Origin of the sequence: [Clostridium] symbiosum (assembly GCA_036419695.1) — a bacterium.
Lineage (GTDB): Bacteria > Bacillota > Clostridia > Lachnospirales > Lachnospiraceae > Otoolea > Otoolea symbiosa_A.
Window position 1 is genome coordinate 3092248 of sequence record CP143946.1, and the last position, 14787, is coordinate 3107034.

Below are 14787 nucleotides of genomic sequence, written 5' to 3' on the forward strand. Positions count from 1 at the left end.
TCATGCAGATTGGACACAGTCTCACCGAGGGCAGCGTAAGAAAACAGCTGATCCTCTTCAGCTTCCCCTTCTTCCTGTCCAGCCTGATTCAAAATCTGTACATGACTGCTGACATGCTGATCGTTCAGTGGGTAGGCGGAGCCGCCGCCAGTTCGGCAGTCGGCATCGGCGGCGAGGTTGTATCTGCTTTTACATTTTTAATTATCGGTTTCGCTTCGGGCGGAACCGTCTTAATATCCCAGTACGTCGGAGCACAGCGCAGGGAGGATGTAGAAGAGACCATTGGAACCTTGCTTACTTTGTTTGCCCTTTGCGCCGTGCTTATGACATCTGTCATGTACCTTGCAGCCCGCCCTTTCCTGATACTCCTGAAAACTCCTGCCGAATCATTTGACAATGCCTGCAGCTATATGCGCATTTGTATGCTTGGCAATTTCTTTGTCTTTGAATATAATGCCATCAGCTCAGTTTTAAATGGAACCGGCGACTCCAAAAGGCCCCTGTTCTTTGTGGCCGTGTCGGGAACGCTCAACGTGTTCCTGGATTTGCTGTTTGTCGCCGGATTCAGGATGGGCCCGGACGGTTCCGCCTGGGCCACAGTTATCTCCCAGGCAGTCAGTTTTTTTATCTCCGCAGTATACCTTGTCAAAAAGAGCAATATTTTCCGGCTGTCACGCAGGAATTTACGGTTCAGGCGCGCCAAAGTCTTTCTCATTATCAAGATCGGCTTTCCGGCCGCCGTCCAGAACAGCATCTCCTCCGTCTCTTTCATGTTTTTGACGGCCCTGATCAACCAGTACGGATACGCCGCTTCGGCTGCCGCCCAACTGGCAGGCAAATTCAACAACATCGCCATGCTGCCCAGCTCCGCAATGTCGGGAGCCATGGCCGTCATGACGGGACAGAATATCGGCGCAAAAAAACCGGAGCGCGCCCTCTCCTGCCTGAGAGAGGGAATCAGTCTTTCCCTCCTTATCGGTATTCCTCTCTTTCTGGCAACCATTTGTTTCACACCGCAGTTCATGAGTGTACTTGCCCGGGGTGAACCGGACGTGATACGTTACGGCACCCTGTACATCCGTGGTTTCTGCGCGGACTATCTTCTGACTGCATTCGTGTTCTCGGCCAACGGTTTCATCAACGGAACCGGCCACACGCTGATTACGCTGTGCAGCAACACGCTGCAGGGACTCATCATACGGGTTCCAGCCGCCTATCTGCTCGCCCTTGGATTTCATATGGGGATCCTCGGGATCGGAATTGCAGTCCCGGCAGCCACCCTTGGAGGGGGGATTCTCGTATTTTTCTATATTCTTTCAGGGAGATGGAGACAGCATGTGACGGTAGACTAAGGTTACACAAATATTGTAAGGGCGGCGGTGGAAGCAGATGCTTTCCCGCCGCCTTTGGCCTGTCATTCCACCAGATTTTGAATGAATATCATTCATTGACTTTCTGCATAACCTGCGCTATACTCTATCCTAGAACAAATCAATCAAACGACATGGAGGGATCATATGGAAGAATTTATTTTGTCGCGCTTCGGCACGGAAATGGGTGGGACAATCATTGCAGACATTGGTAAAAGACGGCTGGCCTTAGAACGCTTCTGCATGGGAAAAAGCGCCTCCCAGGAGAATACCATGAAGACGGCAATCCTTCCCAGAATAGCCCTTTACCAGTCTTTACAGGAAATTATGCCCGCCCGCGAGGCCTATGACGTTACCTGGACTTATACCAGGACGGTGGTGTGTCCTCCAAAGAACAGGCAGTATTTAAAAATGGAACGCATCCCCGGATTCTATCATCTCTTTAAGCGCATATTCCTTTTTTCCATGTCACACAGTGAAAACTGGCGGACAAAGCCAGGCCCTCCTTCCAGGGATGGCTTCGGATTTACGATCCATAAGTGCCTTTGGTACGACACCTGTGCGGAATGCGGCTGCCCCGAACTCTGCAAAATCTTTTGCGACAGTGACTGGGAGAATTTCAGAGGGCTGTCAAAAATCCAATTTAAGAGAACAGAGTCTCTCGGTACGGGTGGGGAACTCTGTGACTTCCATTTTGAGAAAAAGCATAAATAAACAGCGGGACGTGTTATAATAGAAACGATATGACATCTGAAAAGGAGAAAATCAATGAAGAAAACAATTTTATTTGTGATTCTGGAACAATATGCGGACTGGGAGGCGGCTTATCTGTCTTCCGCCCTCTATATGCTCGGCCAGACAGAATATGAAGTCAAAACGGTATCCCTGACCGAAGGGGCCGTCCGGTCTATCGGAGGCTTCCGCGCCCTGCCCGACTATACGGTAAACTCCGTCCCCGATGATTATGAGGCTCTCGTTTTAGTCGGCGGCTTATCATGGAGAGAAAAATCGGCGCTGCAGGTTAAGCCGCTCGTCGAACAGTGCCTCGAAAAAGGCCGGATTTTAGCCGGTATCTGCGATGCCTCTGTTTTCTTGGGCGCATGTGGTGTATTAAATGACGGAAAGCATACCAGCAATGATCTGAATGATTTGAAGACATGGTCGAAAGAAGCATATACGGGAGAGAAAAACTATGTACTTCAACCGGCGGTGAGTGATCGGAATATCATTACTGCAAACGGCACGGCGCCTCTGGAATTTGCAAAAGAAGTCCTCCTCACCCTGAAAGCCGCTCCCGAGGATAAAATTATGGAATGGTTCCAGTTTCATAAGCAGGGGCTGTACAATGCTCCGCTGCCAAAAGATGTAAGCTTTGATTAAATGGGAAGCCATTGCAAAAACAGATTATCCGGCTGTTTTTACAATGGCTTCTCTTTTCATTCTCCCCTTTCTCTTCCCGCCCGGCTGTTGCCGTACCCTCTTAAATCTGCTTCATTCATCTCCTGTCCACCTTCCCTATCCGGTCCGTATCCCATAGGCTGCACTAAAATAATATTTCCAGCAGCCCACGATAATTTCCTCGTCCACGAATTATGGACTATATTAATTTAAAATTATGGTATATACTAATTATAAATATACTATTTCTTTTTATTCAATTTTTCTAAAAATCCAAGGAAAAATAGAGTAAAACCACGAAATTAATGATAGATATTGAAAATTATTATATAAAATGCTATCATAAGGATATACCAAATAAATCAATGCCTTCCCGGGAAATAGGCGAATTTCAAAATTAATATATACCAAAAGGAGAAGTATTATGACATCACAATATCCACATTTGTTCAGCCCGCTACGAATCGGCAATATTACACTGAAAAACCGCATTGAAGCCGCCCCCATGGGAACAGATCCCAATAAAACCGGTTATCTGTCCCAGGAAAACCTGGCGGCCTATGAAAGAAGGGCAAAGGGAGGAGCAGCCGTCGTGACGAGGGGAGAGACTCTGGTACATGCCCATACAGGAAGCGCCCACGGAAATTTATGCAATCTGGACAACGAAGACTTTATGTGTTCCCATCTGCAGCTTACGGATCGGATCCATCAGCATAACGCACTGGCAAATATTGAAATTCTTCACGCCGGGGCCCGTGCACATCCTCAGTTTACGAACGGGGTTATCTACGGTCCCAGCGCCCAGCCGGGCGTTTACGGCGTCGATGTAACTCCGATGGATGAAGATTTTATGAATGAGATAGCCGATGCCTTTGCCCACGGCGCCTTCGTGGCAAAATACGGCGGTTTCGATATGGTAATGGTCCACGGCGGCCACGGATGGCTGCTCAGCCAGTTCCTGTCACCGCTTTACAATACTCGAACCGACCGGTACGGCGGTTCGATTGAGAACAGGGCAAGATTCCCTCTTATGGTCATCGACCGTATCCGCAAGGCTGTAGGACCGGATTTCCCAATTGAATTCCGCATGTCCGGCGACGAATTCATACCGGGTGGTTACGGGCTTGACGAGGCCGTAGAATTCGCCAGGATGCTGGACGGCAGGGTAGATTTAATCCATGTCTCTGCCACCTCCTTCCGGGATGTAAATTCCGGCTGCCGGATGTTCCCATCCGCATTTCTGGACCATGGATGCAATGTCTATCTGGCTGAGGCAGTCAAGAAAGCGGTTAAGACCCCGGTCGCCACGGTCGGCGCACTGGCCGATCCGGCTTACATGGAGGACATTATCGCATCCGGTAAAGCCGACATCGTGGTAGTGGGACGCCAGCTTCAGGCGGATCCTGATTTTCCGAATAAGGTGAAGGCGGGGCGTTTTAATGAGGTAAGGCCCTGTGTCCGCTGCAACCACTGCCTCTCTCTCGACTTCGTGCCTTATGTGGATATGTGCTCCGGCATTTCCGAATGTACAGTCAATCCGGAAATAGGCCGGGAACTGCAATCATCCATGTATGAGCCGAAACCGCGTCCGAAAAAGGTGCTTGTCATCGGTGGAGGCCCGGGCGGCATGGAAGCTGCGTTAAAAGCAGAGGCCCAGGGGCATGAGGTGATTCTCGTGGAGAAGAACAGCCACCTCGGAGGAATGCTGCATGTCGCTGCGAGAGAAATCCCGTTCAAACAGGATTTGAAACGTTTTATGGAATACATGATCCGCATGGTGGAACAGAAATCCATCCTTGTCATGCTGAACACGGAGGCCACGCCGGAGTTGATAGAAAAAATCTCGCCGGACACCGTAATCTGCGCGGTAGGTGCGGAACCGGTGATCCCGAATATTCCGGGACTCGACAGAAAAGAAGTAATCAAAGTAACAGATCTGGACCGCCCGGATCTCCGGTTCGGTGATAAAATCGTTGTGATCGGCGGCGGGCTGCTGGGCTGTGAGGAAGCGCTCTCTCTTGCAATGGAGGGAAAAGATGCAACCGTCCTGGAGATGATGGATGATGTGGCGAAGGATTCCGACATCCTCCACAAAAAAGCCATGATGCTGGAATACGACAAACGGAAGGACCGTCTGCATGTTGTGACAGGCGTAAAATGCACCCTGGTTGACGATGACGGCGTCCATGTCACGGACAGAAATGGGAATGAAACGGTTTATAAAGCCGATTCCGTTATCCTGGCAACGGGAATGAAGGCAAAAATCAGGGAAGTGGAAAAACTGCGGACCATGGATGCTGAGTTCATACCCGTCGGAGACTGCGTGAAAGCCGGCCAGATCCGTCAGGCCATCTGCGGCGGATATTTTGCAGGCAGGAACGCATAACGGCGCATAACAAAGAGAAGGTATCGAACCAACACAAATTAAGGGGGAAATAATATGTCTGAAATGACATCGACCAAAGAGCTTAAGAGAGTGCTCGGAAGAAAGGAACTTTTATCAATTGGCGTCGGCCAGACCATCGGCTCGGGGATCTTCGCTATGGTCGGCATCGGAATTGCAATGACCGGCAGATCTGCCAGTATCTCCATGCTGATCGCGGCTGTATTTACCATTCTTACCGATTTGCCGCTGTTATTCGTTGCCGGAACGGTGCGGCTGCGAGGCGGCTTTTACACCCAGCTCGCTCTTCTTGCCAACAATGTGAGCGCGGGATTCTTCGTAATCGTACATATTTTGTCCTGGACCGCTCTGGCAATCTACGCAATCAGCTTTTCCGATTATATGCTCGGTCTGCTTCCGGCTGTGGCGCCTTACAAAACTCTCATCGCCGTTGTCGTAATGACAATATTTTATGTGACGAACATGATGGGAATTGAAGGGGCTGCAAAGCTTCAGAACGCGATGATGGCAATCCTGGTGGTAGCGCTGACGGTATTTATCGCCTACGGACTTCCGCGGGTGACGCCCGATTACTTCGCACAGCCGGAGTTCATGACCGGCGGCATCAAGTCCGTTCTTTCGACCGGCGCCCTGTTTACATGGGCGGTTGGCGGCGCCAATGTAGTCATCCATCTGGGCGCGGAGTGTAAAAACCCGACCAGGGATATCCCGTTTGTCATCATTGCCGCAACATCTATTATCGCCTTGTTCTATGCAGGACTCGTGGTAGTGGCTTCCGGCGTCCTGCCCGTATCGGTAGTGGCGGGCCAGCCCCTCACACTCGTATCGGCAGAGGTTCTTCCCTACCCGCTCCATGTATTTTTCATCGTGGGCGGCGCCATGTTTGCCCTTTCCACCACGCTCAACTCGGCCCTGAGCTGGGTGACAAAGCCAATACTCCAGGCCTCTGTCGACGGCTGGTTCCCGGCAAAAATGGCTACGATCAGCAAAAAATACAAGACACCCGTCGTGATCCTCACCATGTTCTACATTGAATGCATTATCGTGATTCTGTTTAAGGTGCCGATCTCCACGCTCGGAAACCTGGCGGTTATCCTCAGTAACGTATTCTTTGCAATCCTTGCCTGGAGCGCGGGAAATCTTCCTGACAGGATCCCTGAGCTCTGGGAAAAATCGAGATTCCATGTGAGCCGGAAAGTGCTCAAAACCTTTTCAACCATCGGATTTATCTCCCTGGTAGCACAGACCTTCCTGCTCTTCAGCGACCTGGCTCCCTGGGAAATCGTCGGTAACGTTGCGGTTCTGATCTTTGGCGTCGGATATGCGTATTTCCGTGAGAAATCGGGAAAGGTACACATGGAGATCAGCTACGAGGAGGCATAGAAGCCCGAACTTCCGGCGGTGCTGTCTATGCATCAGCAGTACATACAAAATGAGATTGAAACAGCCGCCCATAACAGGGCGGCTGTCTTTAAAAGGAGTTTACTATTATGAATAATCGTTTTAAGGGCCTCGTCTGTGCGCTCAGCTCCGCCGTCCTGTTCGGCCTGTGCCCGGTATTTTGCAAGTATTCTTACGAAGAAGGGGGCACACCGCTCTCCGTAACCTTTTTCCGGGCCTTCGCCGCCATCCCGTTTCTGTTTGCTTTCATCCTGTACCGGCGCATGACATTCCGTGTGAAATTTAATGAATTCCGGGACCTGCTGCTTGCGGGCGCCGTGGGAATGACCGCCACCGCTCTCCTGCTCAGCGGCTCCTACGCCCGTATCGGAAGTGGGCTTGCCACAACGCTGCATTTTACCTATCCTGCCCTGACATCGCTGTGCGGCGCCATAATCTTTCGCGAACGCCTAAACGGGGGCGCCAGGGCCGCGCTATTGCTTGTGACCGCAGGCGTGGTATGTTTCTCCTGGAACACTGCCTCGGCTGCTCCCCTGGGTGTGGCTCTCGCTCTGCTATCCGGCATGACCTACACCTTTTATATCATGTTTTTAGGCCACTCCACACTTCAGGAGATGGATACCTGCCGGCTCCTGTTTTTCTTTTCCATTATAATGGGCATTGTCGTCGGAGTTTACGGCCTCCTGTCGGGCGGCTTCTCCCTCACAATGACTGCCGCGGGTTACATTTTTACGGTGGTTAACTCCCTCTGCGCCATGATTGCGGGACTTCTGTTTCAGGAAGGCGTGCGGCTTGCAGGAGGCGCTGCGGCCGCCATGGCCTCGGCTCTCGAACCCGCCACCAGTGTGCTGTTCGGCGTCCTCCTCTTTCATGAACCGATGCACCTTCCGGAACTGTTCGGCTCGCTCTCCGTACTGGCCGGGATCCTGCTGCTGATTTCTCCCAAAAAGGGAAAAGAACCGGGGACGGCGTAAATTCAGCCTTCCCGGTTCTTTTCCCCTTCTCCGCTCCACTTCTGCTGAATCCGCTTCTTCAGATGCGCCAGAGACCCGTTGTCGATAATCTGCTGGAACGTCAGGCAAAAAATATTGTGATCCATGCAGTATTCAAAAATGCGTCTTACTTCCCCCTCCTGATATGATAAATCCTGAGGCAGGATCACCGCCCTACGTCCAGTATTCTGTTCTAAATAAGTTCCCGCCTCATCAAGAGGCACATAGACGATTTTCCCCTGTACTGCAAATTCCTCCAGGTAACACTGAAGGCTGAATCGGTACAGTTCGCTCTTGTAGACTGCAATAACCTGCATATCCGGCTCCAGCCTGGCGATCCGGCTGATTGTCTCCCGGCTGATCGTCAGGACCACCGTATCTATCTCAAACCGGGGCGGCTCTCCCTTTTCGCGCTCCCACAACTGCATCACTTCGTCATAGTGGTTAATTGTGGTTGCCACAATATCATATCCCCCTTCCGACAAAAGATCAGGGTTCAGTTCCAGGTCATCCATGAGCAGGGGAGTCACGAGAACATTGCAGCTTTTCTCAATTTTCTCGGCCGTATCCTTTAGTATCTCGTCGCTACAGTCGATCCATACCAGTCGGAGCTTTTCCGACGCCGGAAGGTGCTCCCAAATCTGTTCCAGAAACAGATATTCCGTTTTGTGCCAGGAAAGTCCGCATTCCTTAAGTCTCACAATGAACTCCCGCGCTTTTTTTTCCGCGTCTTTCTCCCGGAGCTTTGTATCGCGGCTCTTCACGTAGATTCTGCCGTTTTTATCGTTCCCGGCAATCCCGCGGCGCGAAAGCTCCTCATAAGCCCGTTTCACCGTATTTCTGGCCGTTCCCGTCATCTCACACATTTTCCGCTCTGAGGGGAGATGCTCTCCCTCCCTAAAAAAACCGGTTTCGAGCTGTCTTTCCACCCAGTCGGCAATCTGGCCGTAAACCGGGATTCCGGAGCTCTTATCAATTGCAAATGTCATATGATAAACTTTGCCTCCCTGGTCTGTATTCGTTCCAGCGTCTGCTTTAGATGGATAAGGGAACCTTTATCGATCTTAATCTCAAAGGGAATCAACAGACAGCCGACCTTCTGCGCCCTCACGATGAGCTGCAGAATTCCCGGCCCGCTGTAATCCATGTAATCGGGCGGAATGATGAGCGGAAACTTCTCATAAATATAACGTTCATCCTCGCTTGTGAAACGCTCCTCATTGATGCAGAGCAGTTTATTCTTTTTGCCGAATTCCTTCAGCACATACCGTACCTCTTCCAAAAATTCACGGCTCCTGTAGATGACGCAGATATCCTGCCCGTCGGGCAGAACTGCCAGGCGGGCGATTGTCTCACGGCTTTCTCTGAGCGATATCCTCTCCGTCCTCAGGCGGATGGAATCCGCGTAGCTGATAAATTCATCGTAATATTTGTGCGATACGAGGGCAAGGTCGAAATCAGCCCCCGGCACTGTTTCCCCTGAGAGAAGTCCGCCGATTTGGTACGGTGTTACGTCCAGAAAGGGAAACTGCTTCAGCTCCATCATCACATAATGCATGACCTCCGGGTTACTGTCCACAAGCGCTGCCCGGATCCTCCGGTCGCTGCAAAACACCTGTCCGCTCTGTTCCCGGATAATAGAAAAAATCCGGTTCATCTTAAGTCCGCACTGAGACAGCTCCCTGACCGCTTCCGCGATAATCTCCTCCGGCGTTCCGCTCTCCGGCAGCGCCTCCTTTGCCTTCCCCGAAACGTAGGCTCCACCACCACGCACCTTATAAATATACCCCAGTTTTTCCAGCTCCGCATAAGCTTTCTTTACCGTGCCAACCGACACTCCCTTTTGTCCGGACATGGCGGCTTCGGACAAAAGACGCATACCGCTTTCTAACTCCCCCGCCTCAATCTGTTTCCTGATTTCATCGGATATCTGTCTGTATAACGGGATTTTTTCATCCCCTGTCTCTCCATATTCCATAAGCTTCCATTCTCCAAATGACGCCTGATATAACAATTCTATGATATTTTACCGGTTCCCGCAAGACTTCTTTTTAAGTGGAATTCTTCTATAACTAAAAGATACCATTTTAATAAAGTAAAGTCATTAAAGAAATGTGACTTATTGATGCAGGATTCATCTGTAACTTTTATAAAATGATGTAGTCCAAAGAACCGGACAGCCGTATTCCGCATTTATTTCGCAGATTCACGATTTCAACAATGAAAAGCACGCTTTGCGGACTTTTCATTGTCACTCAGTAAAAGGGACGCCCGAAAAAGCGTCCCTTTTTAATATTCTTTCAGTCATTCCGGATTGCCGCTAACGGGCTCAGCTTCATCGCCCTGAGGGCCGGGAAGAATCCCGCAATCATACCGATCAATACGGCAAATCCGATTGATGCAAAGCCCAGCCACGGCGGTATCATCGACAGCTTGCTGGTCATTCCGTATAACAGGGCTCCTGCCAGGAATTTATTAATCAGGAAAGAGACTCCGTAGCTTAAGAGCACTCCGATTACACCCCCGACAAAACCGATAAATCCGGCCTCAATCAGAAACATGCTTCTGATATTTCCCATTGCGCATCCAAGCACCTTGATAACGCCTATCTCCTTGGTTCTCTCGTAGATAGACATCATCATCGTATTGGCTATACCGATGGCCGCTACAAAGAGAGAGACCGCCCCGATGCCGCCGAGCACGGCCTGCACCATGTTGGACTGCTTCTGGGACTGCTCCAGCCACTCCATCTGGCTGTTTGCCTCGTACCCCATGTTGTTGATGGTCTTCTGGACCTCCACAACATTCTTCATATCGTCAACATTCACAGTGGCCTGTTCGTAGACAAAATAGTTGTACGGTTTGCCTTTTTTGTTGGTCGGCTGTCCCGGGATCGGATTTTTCTTAAAAATCTGCTTGAGCTGTGTTTTCAGCTTCTCGATATCGACGTAAATGCCGTAGCTGTATTCATTCCAGTCCTCCGGTCCGCCTTCCACCATTCCGGCGGTCTTCAGCATATATTTTTTCGGCGGCTTTGCCGGAGACGTCCCATCACCTCCGGACGGGTATTTCGACTGGTAATAGGCATCGGTATCAAAGATCGTAAAGAGCGGTTTATTCATGAAATCCACATCGGGGCCCTTGCCCGTCCTGTAGTCAAATCCGTCCCCGGTCTTTGAATTATAAAAGTTCTGCGAAGCCATATTTCCGACCACCATCTCCAAATCCTGAGAGTCGGCGTCGGGAAGTTTTCCCTCACCCAGTTTGATGTCTTTCATGGCCGATAAGGGGATTCCAACTAACTGGACATTCCCCTCATAAACTCCCTGTTTCATAATCACATACATATTGAGTTTTGGGTAGGCGGAAACCACATGTGGGATCCGCTCAAACACTTTCATCGTATCATCCGTCATAAAGCTGTCTTCCGGATTGGTCTTATCACTGGAATTGCCGCGATCGTAATTGTAGATCCGGATCGCGGTCAGGCTCCCCGACGATTCATACTGCTCCATCGTGAACTTGTTCAGTCCAATTCCCAGAGAAATCATGACCACAATGGAAGCCGTACCAATCACAACCCCCAGAACCGTAAGAAATGTCCTGAGTTTTCTCCGAAGCAGGCTGTTGACACTCATTGACAAAAGATCAAAGAATCTCATCGTCCATTCCTTCTTCCTGCGCCGCCTTCTTCTTTTTCCTGATTACAATTACCGTTGTGGCCGCAATGATAATAATAAGGGCGACGGCCGGGAATATCACTATCTTATACTTACCGAAGAAGGTCTGTTCCCCTTCCATGCCGTCCATCCCCTCCATGCCGTCGATGTTTCCCGCCTCCATATCTCCGAAGTCGTCCGACTCCTCATTGACATAGAGCATCATCTCCTTCTCAATCTCGGTCGCCAGTCCATTCTCATCCTCATATGAAATGATGATCTTCACTTTCCCGTCGTCCTCAGTCGGAGCCACACCGGTCACCATGGTATCCAGATTGCCTGTCTCGCCCGGCTTGATATTGCCCACATAGGCGTCGGTCGTCTGGATGGAATCGGCCTCAAAACGCACCATGACATTGTAAAGCAGCACCTTGCCGGTATTATTAATTCCAAACATTACGTTCGTCTCGGAGCCCACGCTGATACTGTCCGGCATGACCTCAATGGTACCCGTATTCAGCCTCGGTTCCTGTTTGATCGGAATCGATATCTTGACTTCTTCTTTGGCATTCTTGAACTCCGGGCTGTCATACTGTTCTTTAATTGTCATCGTATAGGACTTTTGGTTGGCCGTCGGCGATGATTTAAAAGTCATCTTTAAATCTGTCGTTGCACCGGGGGCCAATTGGTTTACCACCACGGAGGTGGAACCCGTATCTGATGTGAAAACAGGGCTGCTCTCCACTTCCTCCGAAGCAAATGTAAACATGATGTTGCTGGATGTTACATTGGATGAGGCGTTCTTCATTGTGACATGAAGTTCAAAGGGCTGGCCCGCAAAAACGACATCCGGAACCGTGTAAAAGCTGTCTACGATGATTCTGGCCTTGGTTCTGTCCTCTTCCCCGGCGTCGGCGGAAAGCTCATCCTCATCCTTGCCCACTACCCTGACATAAAATACTTTATCGATCGGATCGATGAAATCGCCCCCGCTCTCTTCCCTGTACGAAATCTTATAATGGATTGGGAAGAAACCCGATTTGACTTCCTCTCTCACCGCCATGCTGTAAGGAACGGTGACTGTCTGCTCCGGATCCATGTCTCCCATGTACCGGAGGTAATTCCCTTCGTTAATATCAAACGGGAACTTCGTGATGTCGGGATCCAGCTGCATGTCTACGCGGACATCATAGACCTTTTTCAGGCCGCTGTTCCTTAAATTCACTCCAAAGTTCATCACCTGGGAATAGGCAGCGGACGGGGTGAACTGATTTTCACCGATTGCAAAATCGTAGTCCAGCTTTGTATTCTCATCCTCTTCCGTGGAACCATCGTAGGCGGAAACCCAGATATTGACGCCTACTTCGATACTGTCGTCAATGATAAAAAACGCCTGGTAATAGCCTGCCGTCAAATCCCGTCTTAATTTATAGCTCAGCGTAACGCTCTTGGAGGAACCCGGCTTTACATTGATGTCTTTTTCTTTAAACGTGGTGGAATCAGCCTCAAAGGGGAATGATTTGTCATACCACCGGAGTTCTCCCTCGTCCGAGTCGTCGGCCTCACCGAACTGCCGCTCCATAATCCGCTCATATTCATAGGAGTTGGCCAGCCTGATCTTCTCTAAATTGTTGTCTCCCTTTGTGCCCTTATTATGGATTGTCATCTTGATGGAAATCTTATTTCCCGCTTTTCCCTTCGGCACTTTACTCACTGTGATTGTATCGTCGTTAAACTGGTTCATATCCAGCATCTCCGCCGTCGCCACCTGCGTTCCCATCATTGCCAGCAGTACGACAATCAATGCAATCACCGGCACTCTCTTCCACATTTTCATTCAGTCTTTTCCTCCCCGTCTTCCGTATCACCACCGGCACGCTGGTGATTTTCTTCTATCTTTACGATCTTTCCGTCGATAATATGAAATATTCTGTCTGCATATGTAGCCAGGTGGTCGTCGTGGGTAACCATGACAAGCGTCTGGTTGTGTTCCCGCACGATTTTCTGCATCAGCTTCAACACCTCCATCGTCGTCCTGGAATCCAGGTTTCCCGTCGGCTCATCGGCAAAGATGATCTGGGGATGCACCACCAGCGCCCTGGCGATTCCGACCCTCTGCTGCTGGCCGCCCGACATCTGGTTCGGCATATGGTTGCCCACCTTATCAAGGCCTACCAGATCAAGGTACTTTTTCGCCCGCTCGATTCTTTTCTTTTTGCCAATTCCCTGAAAGGAAAGGGGCAGAGCGATGTTCTCCACCGCATTCATCGTATTTAAAAGGTTATAGGACTGGAAGATGAATCCGACCCGCTCCCGTCTGAAGGATACCAGCTGGTTTTCATTCAGCTTCTCAATATGCTTTCCCGCGATGACTATCTCGCCTTTCGTCGGCTTCTCAAGACCCGCCAGCATATTCAACAGAGTCGATTTACCGGAACCGGACGTTCCGACTATCGCGCAGAATTCTCCCTTATACATTGTAAAATCAACACCGTTCAGGGCGTATACTTTCGTCTCACCAACGCGGTAGACCTTGTATAAATTCTTCACCTGTATGGCGGGAATCTTCTCTTTTACAAGTTCTTCATGGCTAAGTTCCACATTGTTTCCTCCTGTGTCATATCCTGGTTTTGCTGTTCTATATTATTATACATAATAGACTCCCATTGTCCCACCTCATTTTTCTTAAAGTTCCTTAAAGATTTCTTACGCGGGAGGCGGCAGAAATCCGTTAAAACCGTTGAGGTTGTTACTAACACAATCTTATAATATCTGTTACATTCAGCTCACTCTCAAAAGCATATATATAGCAGCAAGCTCACTTTAACTACTAGGTCAATCAAGAACATTTCTATTGCAGAAAGAGAAAACGTTATTGTTTCATATTCTAATCCCTTTTCACATTCAACCTTATAATACAAATAAATATTCCTATCACCATTAATCTCTTTTCTAAGCTTCTACTGCATACACTTAATTTCGTTGGAAACATTATGCCTCTTAGCACACATCAAAGCCTCTTTTTTTATATCCAGTAAAGACCTCATAAATTACTCCTCTCCATTTTTCCCAAGAAACCAAACACTCCAAGAAAATCCTCCTCAAATAACACATATAAATTTCGGCATATTATAGAATATAAATAGAAGGCCAAACAACATCGTAAGAAAAACAACTATCTCTCAACACCCCTTAACTTTGTACTTATTTTAATATTCAAGATATTAATGAGAGCTAAATGAAGCAGGATCTGAGTGATTTTATGAATAATCCGATATTCTTCAATGAATTGTCTTTGTTTTACTCACACAGACTTCTTTTTTATTCAGCTCACCTTTATTAAACTATTTTTTTATAATTATCTTTTGCTTCACTGCTATTTTTCCCGATTATCTGACCAATAAAATGAATACGAAAGGGAAGTCCTCAACTCACTAGTTTTCTGTGGAGGAACACTCTCCTGGCAAGAATGTAGTTCCGCCGTAGTGCTGAACTGCCGATTTCCAGGGGCTTTAGCCCTTGTGCGAGGAAATCGGCAGTTCTACCTTCAGTGACCAGAATTT

General features: G+C 49.2%; 11 protein-coding genes. 6 read left to right on the forward strand and 5 right to left on the reverse strand.

Annotated features, from left to right (window positions below; all coding sequences use genetic code 11):
- Window positions 1–2: 2 nt before the first annotated feature.
- The 6 genes from V3C10_14185 to V3C10_14210 all read left to right on the forward strand — a co-directional run bounded on the left by V3C10_14185 (window position 3) and on the right by V3C10_14210 (window position 7547).
- Window positions 3–1352, forward strand: coding sequence for an MATE family efflux transporter (locus V3C10_14185; protein WVP60458.1), 1350 nt, complete (start codon window positions 3–5; stop codon window positions 1350–1352).
- A 165-nt stretch (window positions 1353–1517) separates the two neighbouring features.
- Window positions 1518–2084, forward strand: a complete 567-nt coding sequence (locus V3C10_14190; GenBank protein WVP60459.1) for an L-2-amino-thiazoline-4-carboxylic acid hydrolase — start codon at window positions 1518–1520, stop codon at window positions 2082–2084.
- 54 nt (window positions 2085–2138) lie between these two features.
- Window positions 2139–2750, forward strand: a complete 612-nt coding sequence (locus V3C10_14195) for a DJ-1/PfpI family protein (GenBank protein ID WVP60460.1) — start codon at window positions 2139–2141, stop codon at window positions 2748–2750.
- A 442-nt stretch (window positions 2751–3192) separates the two neighbouring features.
- Window positions 3193–5154 (forward strand): FAD-dependent oxidoreductase, encoded by a 1962-nt coding sequence (locus V3C10_14200; protein WVP60461.1) that lies wholly within the window; start codon window positions 3193–3195, stop codon window positions 5152–5154.
- A gap of 54 nt (window positions 5155–5208) precedes the next feature.
- Window positions 5209–6555, forward strand: a complete 1347-nt coding sequence (locus V3C10_14205; GenBank protein WVP60462.1) for an APC family permease — start codon at window positions 5209–5211, stop codon at window positions 6553–6555.
- Between the two features lie 107 nt (window positions 6556–6662).
- Window positions 6663–7547, forward strand: a complete 885-nt coding sequence (locus tag V3C10_14210) for a DMT family transporter (GenBank protein ID WVP60463.1) — start codon at window positions 6663–6665, stop codon at window positions 7545–7547.
- Between the two features lie 2 nt (window positions 7548–7549).
- Here the strand turns inward: V3C10_14210 and V3C10_14215 are convergent, their stop codons facing one another.
- The 5 genes from V3C10_14215 to V3C10_14235 form a co-directional block, all read right to left on the reverse strand.
- Entirely contained in the window at window positions 7550–8554 is a 1005-nt protein-coding gene (locus tag V3C10_14215; protein WVP60464.1) for a GntR family transcriptional regulator, read from the reverse strand.
- Complete coding sequence (locus tag V3C10_14220; GenBank protein WVP60465.1) at window positions 8551–9543, reverse strand: winged helix-turn-helix domain-containing protein; 993 nt, start codon at window positions 9541–9543, stop codon at window positions 8551–8553. Before V3C10_14220 ends, V3C10_14215 begins: the two co-directional genes overlap by 4 nt.
- Before the next feature lie 322 nt (window positions 9544–9865).
- Window positions 9866–11227 carry an ABC transporter permease gene (locus V3C10_14225; protein ID WVP60466.1) on the reverse strand — a complete coding sequence of 454 codons (1362 nt, stop codon included), beginning with the start codon at window positions 11225–11227 and terminating at the stop codon, window positions 9866–9868.
- Window positions 11214–13061 (reverse strand): CARDB domain-containing protein, encoded by a 1848-nt coding sequence (locus V3C10_14230; protein WVP60467.1) that lies wholly within the window; start codon window positions 13059–13061, stop codon window positions 11214–11216. The genes V3C10_14225 and V3C10_14230 overlap by 14 nt, the downstream gene beginning before the upstream one ends.
- Complete coding sequence (locus V3C10_14235; GenBank protein ID WVP60468.1) at window positions 13058–13825, reverse strand: ABC transporter ATP-binding protein; 768 nt, start codon at window positions 13823–13825, stop codon at window positions 13058–13060. The genes V3C10_14230 and V3C10_14235 overlap by 4 nt, the downstream gene beginning before the upstream one ends.
- Window positions 13826–14787 lie beyond the last annotated feature (962 nt).